At 64.7% G+C, this 17,273-nt stretch carries 16 protein-coding genes; 8 read left to right on the forward strand and 8 right to left on the reverse strand.

Annotated elements, in window-relative coordinates:
• Positions 1 to 3: 3 nt before the first annotated feature.
• A complete protein-coding gene (locus G559_RS0106055) occupies positions 4 to 444 on the forward strand; it encodes a potassium channel family protein (RefSeq protein ID WP_028627386.1) in 441 nt (146 codons plus the stop codon).
• Positions 445 to 496: 52 nt separating this feature from the next.
• The gene (locus G559_RS0106060) at positions 497 to 1,486 is read left to right on the forward strand and encodes a cysteine synthase A (RefSeq protein WP_028627387.1); all 990 of its coding nucleotides are present in this window, start codon (positions 497 to 499) and stop codon (positions 1,484 to 1,486) included.
• Between the two features lie 124 nt (positions 1,487 to 1,610).
• On the opposite strand, the gene G559_RS0106065 is transcribed toward G559_RS0106060, so the two are convergent.
• From G559_RS0106065 to G559_RS0106100, 8 genes are all read right to left on the reverse strand, one after another.
• Positions 1,611 to 2,087 carry an ester cyclase gene (locus G559_RS0106065; RefSeq protein WP_028627388.1) on the reverse strand — a complete coding sequence of 159 codons (477 nt, stop codon included), beginning with the start codon at positions 2,085 to 2,087 and terminating at the stop codon, positions 1,611 to 1,613.
• A 152-nt stretch (positions 2,088 to 2,239) separates the two neighbouring features.
• Complete coding sequence (locus G559_RS0106070) at positions 2,240 to 3,664, reverse strand: gamma-aminobutyraldehyde dehydrogenase (protein WP_028627389.1); 1,425 nt, start codon at positions 3,662 to 3,664, stop codon at positions 2,240 to 2,242.
• Positions 3,665 to 3,816: 152 nt separating this feature from the next.
• A complete protein-coding gene (locus G559_RS0106075) occupies positions 3,817 to 4,623 on the reverse strand; it encodes an ABC transporter permease (RefSeq protein WP_028627390.1) in 807 nt (268 codons plus the stop codon).
• The gene (locus tag G559_RS0106080; protein WP_028627391.1) at positions 4,613 to 5,563 is read right to left on the reverse strand and encodes an ABC transporter permease; all 951 of its coding nucleotides are present in this window, start codon (positions 5,561 to 5,563) and stop codon (positions 4,613 to 4,615) included. The genes G559_RS0106075 and G559_RS0106080 overlap by 11 nt, the downstream gene beginning before the upstream one ends.
• A gap of 1 nt (position 5,564) precedes the next feature.
• Positions 5,565 to 6,590, reverse strand: coding sequence for an ABC transporter ATP-binding protein (locus tag G559_RS0106085; RefSeq protein WP_028627392.1), 1,026 nt, complete (start codon positions 6,588 to 6,590; stop codon positions 5,565 to 5,567).
• A 252-nt stretch (positions 6,591 to 6,842) separates the two neighbouring features.
• Positions 6,843 to 7,994, reverse strand: coding sequence for a putative ABC transporter substrate-binding protein YdcS (gene ydcS, locus G559_RS0106090; protein ID WP_028627393.1), 1,152 nt, complete (start codon positions 7,992 to 7,994; stop codon positions 6,843 to 6,845).
• Between the two features lie 75 nt (positions 7,995 to 8,069).
• Positions 8,070 to 9,575 carry a gamma-aminobutyraldehyde dehydrogenase gene (locus G559_RS0106095; protein WP_028627394.1) on the reverse strand — a complete coding sequence of 502 codons (1,506 nt, stop codon included), beginning with the start codon at positions 9,573 to 9,575 and terminating at the stop codon, positions 8,070 to 8,072.
• Positions 9,576 to 9,680: 105 nt separating this feature from the next.
• Positions 9,681 to 10,592 (reverse strand): LysR family transcriptional regulator, encoded by a 912-nt coding sequence (locus G559_RS0106100; protein ID WP_028627395.1) that lies wholly within the window; start codon positions 10,590 to 10,592, stop codon positions 9,681 to 9,683.
• Positions 10,593 to 10,796: 204 nt separating this feature from the next.
• On the opposite strand from G559_RS0106100, the gene G559_RS0106105 reads away from it, so the two are divergent.
• The 6 genes from G559_RS0106105 to G559_RS0106130 all read left to right on the forward strand — a co-directional run bounded on the left by G559_RS0106105 (position 10,797) and on the right by G559_RS0106130 (position 17,211).
• Positions 10,797 to 11,495 (forward strand): tellurite resistance TerB family protein, encoded by a 699-nt coding sequence (locus tag G559_RS0106105; RefSeq protein ID WP_028627396.1) that lies wholly within the window; start codon positions 10,797 to 10,799, stop codon positions 11,493 to 11,495.
• A gap of 168 nt (positions 11,496 to 11,663) precedes the next feature.
• A protein-coding gene (prfB, locus tag G559_RS0106110; RefSeq protein ID WP_137822185.1) for a peptide chain release factor 2 occupies positions 11,664 to 12,759 on the forward strand; the annotation gives its coding sequence in 2 pieces (ribosomal slippage) (positions 11,664 to 11,735 and positions 11,737 to 12,759; 1,095 coding nt in all).
• A gap of 128 nt (positions 12,760 to 12,887) precedes the next feature.
• A complete protein-coding gene (gene lysS / locus G559_RS0106115; RefSeq protein WP_028627398.1) occupies positions 12,888 to 14,393 on the forward strand; it encodes a lysine--tRNA ligase in 1,506 nt (501 codons plus the stop codon).
• 196 nt (positions 14,394 to 14,589) lie between these two features.
• The gene (locus G559_RS0106120) at positions 14,590 to 15,303 is read left to right on the forward strand and encodes a TetR/AcrR family transcriptional regulator (protein ID WP_028627399.1); all 714 of its coding nucleotides are present in this window, start codon (positions 14,590 to 14,592) and stop codon (positions 15,301 to 15,303) included.
• A gap of 56 nt (positions 15,304 to 15,359) precedes the next feature.
• Positions 15,360 to 15,914 (forward strand): hypothetical protein, encoded by a 555-nt coding sequence (locus G559_RS0106125; RefSeq protein ID WP_028627400.1) that lies wholly within the window; start codon positions 15,360 to 15,362, stop codon positions 15,912 to 15,914.
• Between the two features lie 7 nt (positions 15,915 to 15,921).
• Positions 15,922 to 17,211 carry a flavohemoglobin expression-modulating QEGLA motif protein gene (locus G559_RS0106130; protein WP_028627401.1) on the forward strand — a complete coding sequence of 430 codons (1,290 nt, stop codon included), beginning with the start codon at positions 15,922 to 15,924 and terminating at the stop codon, positions 17,209 to 17,211.
• Positions 17,212 to 17,273: the final 62 nt, after the last annotated feature.

Here is a 17,273-nt window from a genome sequence, read left to right on the forward strand (position 1 = left end):
TCGATGCTGATCAATCTGCTGGTTGGAATTCCCGTGATGGTGCTCTGCCTGTTCATGCAGTCGGTGTTCGTGGCCTTCAGCCTGAGGCCGTACATCCACTACGTGCGAAGCGGAAGAGTTCATCTATCACGCTGGCGCGTCACGCTGCTGCTGTCGGCGGTGATGCTGGTGATGCTGCTGGGCAATTTCGTCCAGATGGCGGTGTGGGGGGCTCTGTTCCTGATGCTGGGGGAATTCGACAGCTTCGCCACGGCGATTTATCACTCGGGGGTGAACTTCGCCACGCTGGGCTACGGCGACATTGTCATGACCGAGCAATGGCGGCTGCTGGGCCCGCTGGAGGCCGCCAACGGCATCCTGATGTTCGGGGTTTCCACGGCGGTCATGACGGCAACCGTCTCGGATCTCATCAAGCACAAGTTCGAAGAGGGCCAGTCCCACTAGCGTGCGGCTAGACTGAAACTGTTCGTCCCCATGCACCTGCGGGAGGAGCAGCATGGCGATTCGCGAAGGTTTCATCGGCGGCGTCGGCAACACGCCACTTCTGCGTCTGGATAGCCTCTGCGCCGAGACCGGCTGCGACATCCTGGCCAAGGCCGAATTCCTCAACCCCGGCGGCTCGGTCAAGGATCGCGCGGCCCGCTCCATCATCGACGACGCCGAACGCCAGGGCCTGCTGTATCCCGGCGGTACCGTGGTGGAAGGCACCGCTGGCAACACCGGCATAGGCCTGGCGCATATCTGTGCGGCACGGGGCTACCGCTGCATCATCGTGATTCCCGACAACCAGTCGCCGGAAAAGCTCGACCTGTTGCGCACCCTGGGAGCTGAAGTGCGGCCGGTGCCGCCCAAGCCCTACAAGGACCCGGACAACTACCAGAAGATCGCCGGGCGCCTCGCCGCCGAGCTGCCGGGCGCCATCTGGGCCAACCAGTTCGATAACGTCGCCAATCGCCAGGCCCATTTCGAGACCACTGGCCCGGAAATCTGGGCTGAAACCGACGGCCAGCTGGATGCCTTCGTCTGCGCCACGGGTACCGGCGGCACCCTGGCTGGCGTGGCGCGCTACCTCAAGGCGCGTGATCCACAGGTCCGCATCGTGCTCGCCGACCCGATGGGCAGTGCGCTCTACAACTGGGTGAAACGCGGCGAGCTGGTGGCCGAGGGCAGCTCCATCACCGAAGGCATCGGCACCACGCGCATCACGGCCAACCTCGAAGGCACCCCCATAGACGACGCCGTTCAGGTGGACGATCCCGCCTGCGTGGCCATGGTCTATCACCTGCTGCGGGAGGAGGGCTTGTTCGTCGGCGGTTCATCCGGCATCAACCTGGCCGCCGCCGTGCAAGTCGCCCGACAGCTCGGGCCGGGTCACCGGATCGTCACCCTGCTCTGCGACCGGGGTGGGTTGTATGCCGGGCGGTTGTTCAATCTGGCGTGGCTGGCGGAGAAGGGGTTGGCGGCGGCGGCGGGAGTCGAAGGGTAGCGGGACCCCATGCGTAGCGCCCCCAGCGGGGAGATTCCGGCGAGAGTGGTGAAAGAAGCCCAACGATGATGCGTTGGGCTTCATACCTCTGCCCGACCTGCAGGGCGCTCCGGAGAGCTTTGGCTTACCAGCCGAGCTGCTTGTTGAAACCGAGGGCGTCGTAGTAGTCGCCCTGGTAGGTGATCTTGCCGTTCTTCACGCGGATGAAACTCACGCCTTCGAACTTCAGCGGCTTGTGGGTGGCCGGGGTTTCGGCACTCCAGGCGCCGCTGTTGGTGCCGGCGAATTCCCATTGGAAGGCAATGCCGTCGGCACTGACGATGGGCTCGCTGGTCATCTTCCAGGTGAGGTTCGGCACGGCGGTGATGAACACCTTGATCACGTTGTCGCGGGCAGCGGCACGGCCTTGTTGCGGCGTACCGACGGTGGCGTCGAAGTACACCGCGTCCTCGGCCAGGAAGCTGGCGGCCTTGTCGACATCGTGAGCATTCCAGGCAGCCATGTAGCCGGCGACTATCGCCTTGGCATCGTCGGCCGCCTGGGCCATCCCGGCCAGGGTGCAAAGCAGGATGAAGCTGAAATTACGCAAGGTGTTACGCATTGCTCGTGCTCCTGTTTGAGGTGGCGCGAATGCGGGCGTCGCTCACGCCGCGCGGGCTAGGCGAGAAGTGCGGAGAACGCGGAATGTACTGTTGTACATGAGCATTTCGACGCTCTTCTCAACAACGCCCGGGCAAGCGAGCGGCGGCCGGATCAGTGCTTGAACATCACGTGGCGAATGGCGGTGTAGTCCTCCAACCCATACATGGACATGTCCTTGCCGTAGCCGGAGTGCTTGACGCCGCCGTGGGGCATTTCGCTGACCAGCATGAAATGAGTGTTGACCCAGGTGCAGCCGTATTGCAGGCGCGCGGACAGGCGGTGGGCGCGGCCGACGTCGGACGTCCAGAGGGAAGAGGCCAGTCCGTAGTCGGAATCGTTGGCCCATTCCAGCACCTGCTCCTCGCTGTCGAAGGCGGTGACGGAAACCACCGGGCCGAACACTTCGCGGCGGACGATCTCGTCGTCCTGGCCAGCGCCGGCGAGCACGGTGGGCTGGAAGAAGAAGCCGGGGCCGTCGACACGCGCGCCACCGGTGACCACCTGGATGTGCGGCAGGGCGGCGGCGCGCTGGACGAAGCCTTCGACGCGCTCCAGGTGCTGCTCGGTGATCAGCGGGCCGAGCTCGGTGGCCGGGTCGTCCTGCAGGCCGGTCTGGATGCTGCCCACGGCTTCGCCCAGCTTGGCCACGAAGCGCTCGTAGATGCCCTTCTGCGCGTAGATGCGGCAGGCGGCGGTGCAGTCCTGGCCTGCGTTGTAGAAGCCGAAGGTGCGGATGCCTTCCACGGCGGCGTCGATGTCGGCGTCGTCGAAGATGATCACCGGCGCCTTGCCACCCAGCTCCATGTGCATGCGTTTCACGCTGTCGGCGGTGCCGGCGATGATGCGCGAACCGGTGGCGACCGAGCCGGTCAGGGACACCATGCGGACTTTCGGATGGGTCACCAGCGGCTCACCGACAGTCGGGCCACGGCCGAAGACCAGGTTCACCACGCCAGCGGGGAAGATCTGGGCGATGAACTCGGCGAGTTTCAGTGCGGTCAGCGGGGTCTGCTCGGAGGGTTTCAGCACCACGGTGTTGCCGGCGGCCAGGGCCGGGCCGAGCTTCCAGGCGGCCATCATCAGCGGGTAGTTCCACGGCGCGATGGAGGCGACCACGCCGACCGGGTCGCGGCGGATCATCGAGGTGTGGCCGGGCAGGTATTCACCTGCCGCAGAACCGCTCATGCAGCGGCTGGCGCCGGCGAAGAAGCGGAACACATCGGCGATGGCCGGCAGTTCGTCGTTCAGCGCGGCGGCGTAGGGTTTGCCGCAGTTCTGTGATTCCAGGCGGGCCAGTTCTTCTGCGTGGGCGTCGATGGTGTCGGCGAGTTTCAGCAGCAGGGTGGCGCGGTCCTTCGGCGGGGTCTGCGACCAGGCCGGGAAAGCGGCGTCGGCGGCCCGCACGGCGGCGTCGACCTGGGCCGGGCTGGCCTCGGCGATTTCCACCAGGGCGCTGCCCAGGGACGGGTTGAGCACAGCGAGGCTGGGGCCTTCGCCGGCGACGAGCTGGCCATTGATCAGGAGCTTGGTTTGCATGGGGTGAGTCCTCGTTCGGTCTAGCCCCTCTCCCCCCGGGAGAGGGGTTGGGGTGAGGGTTGTCGTGTGCGGCTCGGACTGCCCTCTCCCCCGGCCCCTCTCCCTGAGGGAGAGAGGAGCAAAGCGAGGGAGAGGGTGCAGGCCTTGAACTCTTACTTCCCGCTACCCGCCACGCCCTCGCCACCCTTGGTCAGGTAGTAGGCGCCGAGGATGGGCAGCATGGTCACCAGCATCACCAGCATTGCCACCACGTTGGTCACGGGGACGTCGCGCGGGCGGCTGAGCTGGTTGAGCAGCCAGATCGGCAGGGTGCGTTCGTGGCCGGCGGTGAAGGTGGTGACGATGATCTCGTCGAAAGACAGCGCGAAGGCCAGCATGCCGCCTGCCAGCAGGGCCGAGCCCAGGTTCGGCAGGATGATGTGGCGGAAGGTCTGCCAGCCGTCGGCGCCCAGGTCCATCGAGGCTTCGATGAGGCTGTGGGAGGTGCGGCGGAACCGCGCGATCACGTTGTTGTGGACAATCACCACGCAGAAGGTGGCGTGGCCGATGACGATGGTCAGCAGGCCCGGTTCGATGCCCAGCCCCTTGAACGCCGACAGCAGCGCGATGCCGGTGATGATGCCGGGCAGGGCGATTGGCAGGATCAGCATCAGCGAGATGCCTTCCTTGCCGAAGAAACTGCGGCGGTAGAGCGCAGCCGCTGCCAGGGTACCGAGCACCATGGCGATCAGGGTGGCGATGGCAGCCACCTGCGCCGACAGCTTGATCGCTTCCAGCACGTCGGCGCGGCCGAAGGCGACGCTGAACCAGTGCAGGGTGAAGCCCTGCGGCGGGAAGCTGAAGGCGGCGTCTTCGGTGTTGAAGGCGTACAGGAAGATGATCAGGATCGGGATGTGCAGGAAGGCCAGCCCGCCCCAGGCGGCCGCTTTGAGGCCCATAGAGGCTTTTTCAGAGTGCATCGAAGGCCCCCAGGCGTTTGACGATGGACAGGTACACGGCGATCAGCACGATCGGTACCAGGGTGAAGGCGGCGGCCATGGGCATGTTGCCGATGGCGCCCTGCTGGGCGTAGACCATGCTGCCGATGAAGTAACCGGGCGGGCCCACCAGCTGCGGCACGATGAAGTCGCCCAGGGTGAGGCTGAAGGTGAAGATGGAGCCCGCGGCGATGCCCGGGATGGACAGCGGCAGGATCACTTGCATGAAGGTCTGGCGCGGGTGTGCGCCAAGGTCGGCCGAGGCTTGCAGCAGCGATGGCGGCAAGCGCTCCAGGGAGGCCTGGATCGGCAGGATCATGAACGGCAGCCAGATGTAGACGAACACCAGGAAGCGTCCCAGGTGCGAGGTCGACAGCGTGCTGCCACCCACGCCGGGAACACCCAGCAGCAGTTCCAGCAGCGGCTCCAGGTGCAGCGCCTGGACGAACCACATCACCACGCCGCCCTTGGCCAGCAGCAGGGTCCAGGCGTAGGCCTTGACGATGTAGCTGGCCCACATGGGCATCATCACCGCGATGTAGAAGAACGCCTTGGTCTTGCCCGTGGTGTAGCGCGCCATGTAGTAGGCGATGGGGAAGGCCAGGGCGGCGCTGGCGATGGACACGGCGATGGCCATGCTCATCGTGCGCAGGATGATGTCGAAGTTCGCGGCCTGGAACAGTGCGGCGAAGTTGGCCAGGGTGAGGTCCGTCGACACCGCCATGGTGAAGTCGTCGAAGGTGTAGAAACCCTGCCAGAGCAGCGTCAGCAGCGAGCCCAGGTAGATCGCGCCGAACCACAGCAGCGGCGGCACCAGCAGCAGGGAGAGGTACAGGGTCGGGCGGCGGTAGAGCAGGCTCGACAACCTGCGCATCAGGCCATTGGCGGCGCGCGGCCGCTCGGCGTTGAGGGTCAGTTCCATGTCACGCACCCTCGGTCAGCTGGACCATGGCATCGCGAGCCCAGCGGGCGGTAACCACCTGGCCCTGCTGGTGCAGCGGCGCGGCGTCCTGCCACTGGCTGTTGGCCAGGCTGACACAGAGGTTCTGGCCGTTATCCAGACGGATCTCATAGCGGGTGGCGGCGCCCTGGTACTGGATGTCGTGCAGCAGGCCGCTGATCTCCACATCGCTGCCGTTGCGCTCGCCACTGGCGAAGCGGATATGCTCGGGGCGGATGGAGAACGGCTGCTCGGTGCCGGTGAGTTGGCGCGCCAGGTCGCCGCGCAGGACGTTGGAGGTGCCGACGAATTCCGCGACGAAGGGGGTCGCCGGCTTCATGTAGAGGTTGCGTGGGGTGTCCACCTGTTCGATGCGGCCCTTGTTGAATACGGCCACGCGGTCGGACATGGACAGCGCTTCGCCCTGGTCGTGGGTGACGAAGATGAAGGTGATGCCGAGCTGGCGCTGCAGCTTCTTCAACTCGCTCTGCATCTGCTCGCGCAGCTTGAGGTCCAGCGCACCCAGCGGCTCGTCCAGCAGCAGCACGCGCGGACGGTTGACCAGCGCACGGGCCAGGGCCACGCGCTGGCGCTGGCCGCCGGAAAGCTGCGCCGGCTTGCGCTCGCCGTAACCAGCCAGGGCGACCATCCCCAGGGCTTCCTCGGCGCGGGCCAGGCGCTCGGCCTTGGCCACGCCTTTTACCTTCAGGCCGTAGGCGACGTTGTCGCGCACGTTCATGTGCGGAAACAGCGCGTAGTCCTGGAACACGGTGTTCACATCGCGCTCGTAGGGCGGCAGGCCGGCGGCCTCTTCGCCGTGAATGCGGATGGAACCTGAAGTGGGCTGCTCGAAGCCGGCGATCAGGCGCAGGCAGGTGGTCTTGCCCGAGCCGGATGGGCCGAGCATGGAGAAGAACTCGCCGTCCTTGATATCGATGGATACCCGGTCGACGGCCTTGACCTCACCGAACTGGCGGGAAACCTGGGTGAACTGGACAGCAAGTGTCATGGTGCGGTGCTCCGGTGACGCAAAAAAAGACATGACTTGGGCGGGGCTTCGCGGTGGAAGCCCTGCGGGAATTTCAGGTGGTGCGGACAAGCTCCCTCTCCCAGAGGGAGAGGGAAGGTTTCATCGTGCTAAGGGCTGGACTGAGCGAGCGGCCTGAGGGCAAGGCGCCCCGCAGCGAGGCGCGAGACATACCTTCTGGTAGGCGAAGCGCCGAGTGAGGACGCAACGCCGCCATCAGGTCGCGCAGCCAGTTCAGCGACCGCCCATGATCGCGATGTAGTCCTGGGTCCAGCGGCTATAGGGGACGAACTTGCCGCCCTCGGCCTGCGGGGTTTTCCAGAAGGCGATCTTGTCGAACTGGTCATAGCCGTTGGTGGCACAACCCTCGGCACCGAGCAGGGCGCTGGCCTTGCAGCCGGCGGGCACGGCCGGCAGGGCGCCGAACCAGGCAGAGACGTCGCCCTGGACCTTGGGTTCGAGCGACCAGTTCATCCACTTGTAGGCGCAGCTCGGGTGCTTGGCCTCGGCGTGCAGCATGGTGGTGTCGGCCCAACCGGTGACGCCTTCCTTCGGGAACACGGTGGCGACTGGCTGGCCTTCGGCTTTCAGGGTGTTGGCCATGTAGCCCCAGGTGCTGGAGGCGGCCACGCCTTCGTTCTTGAAGTCGCTCATCTGCACGGTCGCGTCGTGCCAGTAGCGGTGTACCAGGCTGTGTTGCTTGCGCAGCAGGTCGAGCACGGCGGCGTACTGCTCTTCGGTGAGCTGGTAGGGGTCCTGGATGCCCAGTTCCGGTTTGGCAGACTTCAGGTAGAGAGCGGCATCGGCGATATAGATCGGGCCGTCGTAAGCCTGCACGCGGCCCTTGTTGGCCTTGCCGTCGGCCAGTTGCTGGGGCTCGAACACGGCGCTCCAGCTGTCCGGCGCCTGCTTGAAGGCCTTGGTGTTGTACATCAGCAGGTTCGGGCCCCACTGGTAGGGCGTACCGTAGGATTTACCCTCGACGGTGAACCAGGGCGCGTCTTTCAGGCGCGGGTCGAGGTTCTTCAGGTTGGGGATCAGCTCCGGATTGATCGGCTGTACGCGCTTGCCATAGATCAGGCGCAGCGAGGCGTCGCCGGACGCGGTGACCAGGTCATAGCCGCCCTTGGCCATCAGGCTGACCATCTCGTCGGAGGTGGCGGCGGTCTTCACGTTGACCTTGCAGCCGGTGTCCTGTTCGAACTGGGTGACCCAGTCGTAGTTCTTGTCCGACTCGCCGCGCTCGATGTAGCCGGGCCAGGCGATGATGTCGAGCTGGCCTTCGCCGGCTCCGACTTGTTTCAGGGCTTCGGCGGCCTGGAGGCTGGTGCTGGCCAGGATCGCGGTGGCCACTGCGCTGAGCAGGGCGGTTTTGCGCACGGACATGATGTTCCCTCTTTTTCGTTATTGGTCGGGGCAGATCAAGCAGGTGATGCCGGCCTTCAGGGCCTTTTATCTCTCTTAGAGGTCGTTTCCGTGGCGGGCCATGATGTGGCGCACCACGCTGTAGTCCTGCAAGGAGTCGCTGGACAGGTCCTTGCCGTAGCCGGAGCGCTTGAGCCCGCCATGGGGCATCTCGCTGGCCAGCATGAAATGGGTGTTGATCCAGGTGCAGCCATACTGCAGCCGCGCGGCGACCTGCATGGCCTTGTCCAGGTTCTGGGTCCAGACGGAGGAGGCCAGGCCGTACTCGGAGTCGTTGGCCCAGTCCACGGCCTGGGCCAGTTCGTCGAAGCGGGTGACGGTGACCACCGGGCCGAAGACTTCGCGCTGGACGATCTCGTCTTGCTGCTTGCAGCCGGCCAGCAGGGTGGGCTGGTAGTAGAAACCCGCGCCGGAATGCACCGCGGCGCCGGTGACCCGTTCGATGTGCGGTTGGCCCAGGGCGCGTTCGACGAAACTGGCCACGCGGTCGCGCTGGCGCGAGCTGATCAGCGGGCCGATTTCATTGTCCTGGTCGCGCTTGCGGGCGAAGCGCAGGCTGGCCACGGCCTCGCCCAGTTCGCTCACCAGGCGGTCGTGGATGCCGGCCTGGGCGTAGATGCGGCAGGCAGCGGTGCAGTCCTGGCCGGCGTTGTAGTAGCCATGGGTGCGCACGCCCTGGACCACGGCGTCGAGATCGGCGTCGTTGCAGACGATCACCGGTGCCTTGCCGCCCAGTTCCAGGTGGGTGCGTTTCAGGGTGCGGGCGGCGCTCTGCAGGATCTTCTGGCCGGTGACGATGTCGCCGGTGAGCGACACCATGCGCACCCGCGGGTGGCTCACCAACTGACTGCCGACGCTGTCGCCGCCGCCGCAGAGGATGTTGATCACCCCCGGCGGGAGGATTTCGGCCAATGCCGGCGCCAGGGCCAGGATCGACAGCGGGGTGTGCTCGGATGGCTTGAAGATCAGCGTGTTGCCGGCAGCGAGCGCCGGGGCGATCTTCCAGGCCGCCATCATCAGCGGGTAGTTCCAGGGTGCGATGGAGGCCACCACGCCGACCGGATCGCGGCGCACCAGGCTGGTGTGGCCGGGAATGTACTCGCCGGCGAGCTGGCCTTGCTGGCAGCGCACGGCGCCGGCGAAAAAGCGGAACACGTCAGCAGTGGCGGGGATGTCGTCCTGGCGCGCCAGGTGCAGCGGCTTGCCACAGTTCAGGGCTTCCAGGCGGGACAACTGGTCGGCACGTTTCTCGATGGCATCGGCGATGGCCAGCAGGGCGGCGGCGCGTTGCGCGGGGGTGGTGCGCGACCAACGGGGGAAGGCTCGGTTAGCGGCAGCGACGGCGGCTTCCACCTGCTCGATGGACGCTTCGGCAATGGCTACCAGGGTTTCGCCGCTGGCGGGGTTGATGATCGGCTCGGCCAACCCTTCGCCGATGACGAGCTGGCCGTCGATCAGCAGTTCGGTGTGCAGGGTCGGTGTGCTGGCGGCGCCGGTCATCTTGCTGGCTCGTTTCTTCTCGGGTTTTTGTTCTTCAGTCATCCCGGTGCTCCCTGGGTGGGCCCGGCATGCCTCTGCTTATGGGGAGCAGAGACTAGAGGCCGGGCCTGGGGTCGACAAATTCTAAATATTGAAAGTGGCGTTCGATTAAATCGAAGGCCTGCGGTTGTTCGGCTGTTCCCGCGCCACGGTGAGGAAAGGGTCCACCAGGGTCGGGCGGGCGGTACCGCGTCGCCAGGCCAGGCCCACGTCCAGTGGGGCGCCCAGGTCCACCAGCGGGCGGGCCTCGATGATGTCGCCTTCCAGCGACCAGGGGCGGTAGGTCATATCCGGCTGGATCGACAGGCCGAGGCCCGCTGCCACCAGGCTTCGCACCGCTTCCACCGACGCGGTGCGCAAGGTCACCTGGGGCGTGAGTCCGGCGCGGGACCAGATGCGCTGGGTGTGCAGGCCCATCTCGTCGGCGTTGAGCTGGATCAGCGGCTCGCCTGACACGTCCGCCAGGCTGATGCTGTCGCGCTCCAGCAGCGGGTGCTGGGCCGGCAACCAGAGACGATGGGGCGAATGGGTCAGCACCTCGGTCTGCAAGGCGTGGCGGTCTTCCAGGTTGGAGAGGATCAGCACGCCCACATCGATCTCGCCGCTGACCAGCAAATGCTCGATGTAGGGGCGCTCGTCTTCGACCACCCGGGTTTTCACGTTGGGGTAGGCGCGCTGGAAACGGGTGATGAGGTCGGCCAGGTAGTAACCGGCCACCAGGCTGGTCACGCCGATGGTGAGGCTGCCGGCCACCTGGTCGGTGCTCTGTTGCAGGCTGCGCTTGGCGTTCTCCACCGTCGCCAGGATCAGGTGCGCCTGACGCAGGAACTGATGACCCTGATGGGTCAGGGACATGCCCTTGGCGTGGCGATTGAACAGGCTGACGCCGATCTCTTCCTCCAGTTGCTGGATGGCCAGGGTCAGGGTTGATTGGGAAATGAACACCGCCTGGGCCGCGGCGGAGATGGAGCCGGTCTCGGCAACGGCGATGAAGTGGCGGATCTGGCGGAGGGTCATCATGGGCGTGGTTCGCGTCTGGATGGCGGCCGATGGATAGGGAATATCGAAATCTGAACGAGCGTTTCGCTTTTTTAGATGGATTCTGTCAATCCCGCCACCTTGCGGACCCGCGGCAATATCTCGAAGCACACTGTGAACTGCCGCGGGGAATCCCAGCGGCTAGAGTCGGTCGATCTTTGGGTTTGGACTTATCTGGAGGCTTCGATGAATACCCGCGGACTGCTCGACCAACTGCTCAAATCCGGCCAGGACCTGCTGCAACAGAAAACTGGCGGCAAATCGGGAGGCTTCTCGGGCGGCAAGTCTGGCAACGGCGATCTCGGCAGCCTGCTCAAGGGGGCGGGCGGTGGCGCTCTGGCGGCAGGCGCACTGGGTCTTCTGCTGGGCAACAAAAGTGCGCGCAAACTGGGCGGCAAGGCGCTGACCTATGGCGGCCTGGCTGCGCTTGGCGTGCTGGCGTACAAGGCCTATGGCAACTGGCAGGCCCAGCAGGCGAACGCGCCAACAACCGAACCGCAGACCCTCGACCGCCTGCCCGCGCCCCAGGCCGAGCAGCACAGCCAGGCCATCCTCAAGGCGCTGGTGGCGGCGGCCAAGGCCGATGGCCATGTGGATGCCCGCGAACGCCAGCTTATAGAAGAAGCACTGGGCAAGCTGACCCAGGACGCGGAACTGCACCGCTGGCTGGACGCCGAACTGAACAAACCGCTGGACCCCGCCGACGTGGCTCGCGCGGCCACCACCCCGGAAATGGCCGCCGAGATGTACCTGGCCAGCGTGCTGATGGTGGACGAAGAGCACTTCATGGAGCGTGCCTACCTGGAAGAGCTGGCTCGTCAGCTGCGGCTCGATCCGGGACTCAAGGTCGAACTGGAGCGGCAGGTGCGCCAGGAACTCGTCTGACCGACACCACCGGAGTGGGAGCGGATTCATTCGCGATTTAAATCGCTCCCACAGGGCTCCCGCGCGTCGCCGGATCGGCGCAAATCGCGGCTGGCATGCTGCCGGCCTCCAGTGACTCGGGTATACTCGCCGGCTTTTCCGAAAGTTTTGCCAGCGAGAGCTTCCGCCATGGAAATCAACCCGATTCTGAACAGCATCAAGGACCTCTCCGATCGCACCCTGTCTATTCGGGGGTATCTTTGACTACGATCAGAAGCATGATCGTCTCGTCGAAGTAAACCGCGAACTCGAAGATCCCAACGTCTGGAACAACCCCGAATACGCCCAGAATCTCGGCCGCGAACGCGCCCAGCTGGCGCAGATCGTCGAAACCCTGGACGACCTCACCGGTGGCCTCGCCGATTCCCGCGACCTGCTGGACATGGCGGTCGAGGAGAACGACGAAGCTGCAGTGAACGACGTCGCTGCCGAAGTCGAGCGCCTGCGCGAGATTCTCGAGAAGTTGGAATTCCGCCGCATGTTCAGTGGCGAGATGGACATGAACAACGCCTACCTGGACATCCAGGCCGGCTCCGGCGGTACCGAAGCCCAGGACTGGGCCAACATGCTGCTGCGCATGTACCTGCGCTGGGCCGACAAGCGCGGCTTCGACGCCACCATCATCGAACTGTCCGAAGGCGAAGTCGCCGGCATCAAGGGTGCCACCGTCCATGTGAAGGGCGAGTATGCCTTTGGCTGGCTGCGCACCGAGATCGGCGTGCATCGACTGGTGCGCAAGAGCCCCTTCGACTCCGGCAACCGTCGCCACACCTCGTTCACCGCGGTGTTCGTCTCGCCGGAAATCGATGACAACATCGAAATCGAGATCAACCCGGCGGACCTGCGCATCGACACCTACCGCTCCTCCGGCGCGGGCGGTCAGCACGTGAACACCACCGACTCCGCGGTGCGTATCACCCACGTACCGACCAACACCGTGGTGGCCTGCCAGAACGAGCGCTCCCAGCACGCCAACAAGGACACCGCCATGAAGATGCTGCGGGCCAAGTTGTACGAGCAGGAGATGCAGAAGCGCACCGCAGCCTCGCAGGCGCTGGAAGACACCAAGTCCGATATCGGCTGGGGCCACCAGATCCGTTCCTATGTACTCGACCAGTCGCGGATCAAGGATCTGCGTACCGGCGTCGAGCGTAGCGACTGCGACAAGGTGCTGGACGGCGATATCGACGAATACCTCGAGGCCAGCCTCAAGCAAGGGCTTTGACGCACCACACTTTTGTAGGAGCGGGCTTGCTCGCGAAGAGCATCGAACGCTTCGCGAGCAAGGGCGAGTCGCCCTCTCGGTCCTACGGTTACCCAAATTGAAACAGACGCCAGGCAGATAGAACGACCATGAGCGACCAACAACTCGACCAGCACGAACTGCAACAGGAAGAAAACAAGCTGATCGCCCAACGCAAGGAAAAACTTGCTGCCGTGCGTGAAGCCAAGGCCATCGCCTTCCCGAATGACTTCCGCCGCGACAACTATTTTGCGGACCTGCAGAAAGAGTACGCCGACAAGACCAAGGAAGAGCTGGAAGCAGCCGCCATCCCGGTCAAGGTCGCCGGTCGCATCATGCTCAACCGTGGTTCCTTCATCGTCCTGCAGGACAGCAGCGGCCGCCTGCAGGTCTACGTGAACCGCAAGACTCTGCCCGAAGAGACCCTGGCCGAGATCAAGACCTGGGACCTGGGCGACATCATCGGCGCCGAAGGCACCCTGGCCCGTTCCGGCAAGGGCGACCTGTACGTCGAGATGACCAGCGTGCGCCTGCTGACCAAGTCGCTGCGCCCGCTGCCGGACAAGCACCACGGCCTGACCGACACCGAGCAGCGCTATCGCCAGCGTTACGTCGACCTGATCGTCAACGAGGAAACCCGCAACACCTTCCGCGTGCGTTCCCAGGTGATCGCCCACATCCGTCGCTTCCTCAGTGACCGCGGTTTCCTCGAAGTGGAAACCCCGATGCTGCAGACCATCCCCGGTGGCGCTGCGGCCAAGCCGTTCGCGACCCATCACAATGCGCTGGACATGGCCATGTTCCTGCGCATCGCGCCGGAGCTGTACCTCAAGCGTCTGGTGGTCGGCGGTTTCGAGAAGGTCTTCGAGATCAACCGCAACTTCCGTAACGAAGGCGTTTCGACCCGGCACAACCCCGAGTTCACAATGCTCGAGTTCTACCAGGCGTATGCCGACTACGAAGACAACATGGACCTGACCGAGGAACTGTTCCGCGAGCTGGCCCAGGCGGTGCTCGGCAGCACCGACGTGCCCTACGGCGACAAGGTCTTCCACTTCGGCGAGCCGTTTGTCCGCCTGTCCGTGTTCGACGCCATCCTCAAGTACAACCCGGAAATCACCGCCGCCGACCTCAACGATGTCGAGAAGGCCCGCGAGATTGCCAAGAAGGCCGGTGCCAAGGTCCTCGGCCACGAAGGTCTGGGCAAGCTGCAGGTGATGATTTTCGAGGAACTGGTGGAGCACAAGCTGGAGCAGCCGCACTTCATTACCCAGTACCCTTTCGAAGTGTCGCCGCTGGCGCGCCGCAACGACCAGGACCCGAGCGTCACCGACCGCTTCGAGCTGTTCATCGGTGGCCGCGAGATCGCCAACGCCTACTCCGAGCTGAACGACGCCGAAGACCAGGCCGAGCGCTTCATGCTGCAGGTCAAGGAGAAGGACGCTGGTGACGACGAGGCCATGCACTACGACGCCGACTTCGTCAACGCCCTGGAGTACGGCATGCCGCCCACCGCAGGTGAAGGCATCGGTATCGACCGTCTTGTGATGTTGCTCACCAATTCGCCGTCTATTCGAGACGTCATCCTGTTCCCGCACATGCGGCCGCAGGCTTGATGCAGGAGCAAGAAAAAACCGCCTTCGGGCGGTTTTTTCTTGGCTGCCGTGCGGCGCGCGAACCTTTTGCCCCGGCGCCGCTCCTAGTTGGCGCTCGTCAGGGTCGACAGAGCCTTAATCTTGCCCATCCCAGCATTGAATAGCCGGATAAATGGTCAACACTTTCACCTTGAGTGAGATCGGAGGGTTTCCTGTCTTGAACCAGACGTCCCGCAGTGACAGTGCCGCCCGCGTGGCCAGCGCGGTAGCCGAAAGCGTGAAGTACCAGGGCCGCAAGGCCAGCCGCCAGGGCAGCGAACAGCGCCGCCAGGCGATCCTCGATGCCGCCATGCGCATCATCGTCCGTGACGGCGTGCGTGCCGTACGCCATCGCGCCGTGGCCGCCGAGGCCCAGGTGCCGCTATCGGCCACCACCTATTACTTCAAGGACATCAACGACCTCATCACCGACACCTTCGCCCAGTTCGTGGAGCGCAGTTCGGCGGTGATGGCGGCCTTCTGGGCCAGCGTGGAGGACGACCTCCAGGCCATGGCTGCGGTGCTCAGCCGCGACGGTGACTCGCGCCGGGCGATGACCGACCAGATCGTCGAGCTGGCCATCCAGTACGTGCGCAGCCAGTTGGAGGAAAACCGCGACCAACTGCTCGCCGAACACGCCTTCCGCCAGGAAGCGCTGCTCAACGCCGGCCTGCGTAATCTTGCTGACGCACATCGCAGGATACTGTCGCAGGGCGCGGAGCATTTCTTCCAGGTGCTGGGCTCGGCCGAGCCAACTCAAGACGCCAAGGTGTTGACGGCCGTCATTCTGCGGATGGAATATCAGGGCCTCCTCGACGGGGTGGAAAACCTCGACATCGACGAGATGCGAGCCGTCCTGAAACGCTACCTTTACCTGGTGATGGGACTGTAGGCGCATAGATCGAACCCCGCCGAGGCGGGGTTTTTCGTTATCACAAGGAGAGCGAAATGAAAGTCTGGCGTGCCGTGGTTGCCCTGTCCTTCCTGCTGTTGGGCGGCTGCCTGGTCACCTTCAAGGATCCGATCCCGGCCAACGAGCCGGCACCCATGCCACTTCTCGGGGACTGGACCCGCAAGGACGAGTGGGGCGAGCGCCAGTACCTGGAGGTCAGCCGCGCCGGCTCCAACCTGTACAAGGCACGCAGCTTCGAGGGCAGCAAGGACAACCTGGAGGGCATGGAGGAGTTCGGCTTCACCGTCGCCCACCATGGACGCCGCTGGTACCTTTCGGCCGGTCTGCCGAAGAGGCTTGGTGCCAACTTCGCCATCGCCGGATTCGAGCTGACCACCGACAACGAGTTGGTGGTCTACAACCTGGATGTCGAACGTTTCGAGCAGGAAATGCAGGACGGCAAATTCCAGGGGCAGGTCGTGGAAATGCCGGAAGGCGACGGCGTGCTCATCACCAGCCCGCTGGATGTGGTCTTCGGCTGGCTGGACGACCCCGCCAACTCCGACGTTTTCGTCGAAGTGGCGCGGTACCAGCGCGCGACCGAGGAGTGAGCCACCGATGACCCGCCGCAAGCTGCCAGACGATTACCAGAAGACCATTCGCGCGCTATCGGACCGTATCGTCCAGGCGCAGACGCCGATCCGCGTGCTGGACGCCGTGAAATGGGACGACAGCGTCCGCCAGGGCTTCCTCAAGCACAAGGGCAAGGCCATGCCCCCGGTGGACCGCGCCTACTACGACAGCCGTCCGCTGGCCTTCGACTCGGTCGAGAAGAAGCTGGAATTCCAGAACATCGAGCGCGATATCACCCGTCACCTGGGCCAGTTCAACCCGGTGGGGCAGATCATGCGGCGCATGTGCAAGGAGTACCGCATGGTCATCCGCATGCTCGAAGCACGCGGCACCGCGGATTTCGGCCTGATCTCCCAGGAACTCTATGGTGCCGCCTCCGACGCCTTCCATGCCGGCGACCCGACCCTGGCCGACCTCGGCCTGATGCTCTCGGACTACCTGAACAACATCGCCCATCGCGGCGACCTCAAGGACGAGGCCAAGACCCTCACCGCCAAGGACGCCGTGGGCTTGCTGCAGAGTCGGCTGGCGGCCGTGTTCGGCGACGACACCATCCGCGTTTTCGAGTCTGACGGCATAGTCGCGGATGCCGCGGCCGGGGCGGACTACATCAAGGTGCGTGCCGACGCCATGTTCAACGAGCGCGACGTGCGTGCCCTGGAAGTCCACGAAGGGCTGGTACACGTGGGGACCACCCTGAACGGCCAGAATCAGCCGATCTGCACCTTCCTCTCCAAGGGCCCGCCGTCGTCGACCGTGACCCAGGAAGGCCTGGCGATCCTGATGGAGGTCATCGCCTTCGCCTCTTACCCGACTCGCCTGCGCCGGCTGACCAACCGCACCCGCGCCATCCACATGGCGGAGGAGGGCGCGGACTTCCTCGAGATCTACCATTTCTACCGCGAGCAGGGCTGCAGCATGGAAGAGAGCTACGGTAACGCCAGCCGTGCTTTCCGTGGCTCGCTGCCGGGCGGGCTGCCCTTCACCAAGGACCTGTCCTACCTGAAGGGCTTCATCCTGATCTACAACTACATCCAGCTGGCCGTGCGCAAAGGCAAGCTGGAGCAGATCCCTCTCCTGTTCTGCGGCAAGACCACCCTGGAAGACACCCGCACCCTGCGCCAACTGGTGGACGAGGGGCTGGTGGTACCACCCAAGTACCTGCCGCCGCAGTTCCGCGACCTCAACGCGCTGTCGGCCTGGATGTGCTTCTCCAACTTCCTCAACCACCTGAGCCTGGACCGCATCGAGGCGGACTACGCCAACATCCTCTGACCAGCCTGCAGGGGCGAAGGCACTCCCCCTGCAAGGCGGCACGAACCCTGTAGCGGCGAATT

Origin of the sequence: Metapseudomonas resinovorans DSM 21078 (assembly GCF_000423545.1) — a bacterium.
Taxonomy (GTDB): Bacteria; Pseudomonadota; Gammaproteobacteria; order Pseudomonadales; family Pseudomonadaceae; genus Metapseudomonas; species Metapseudomonas resinovorans.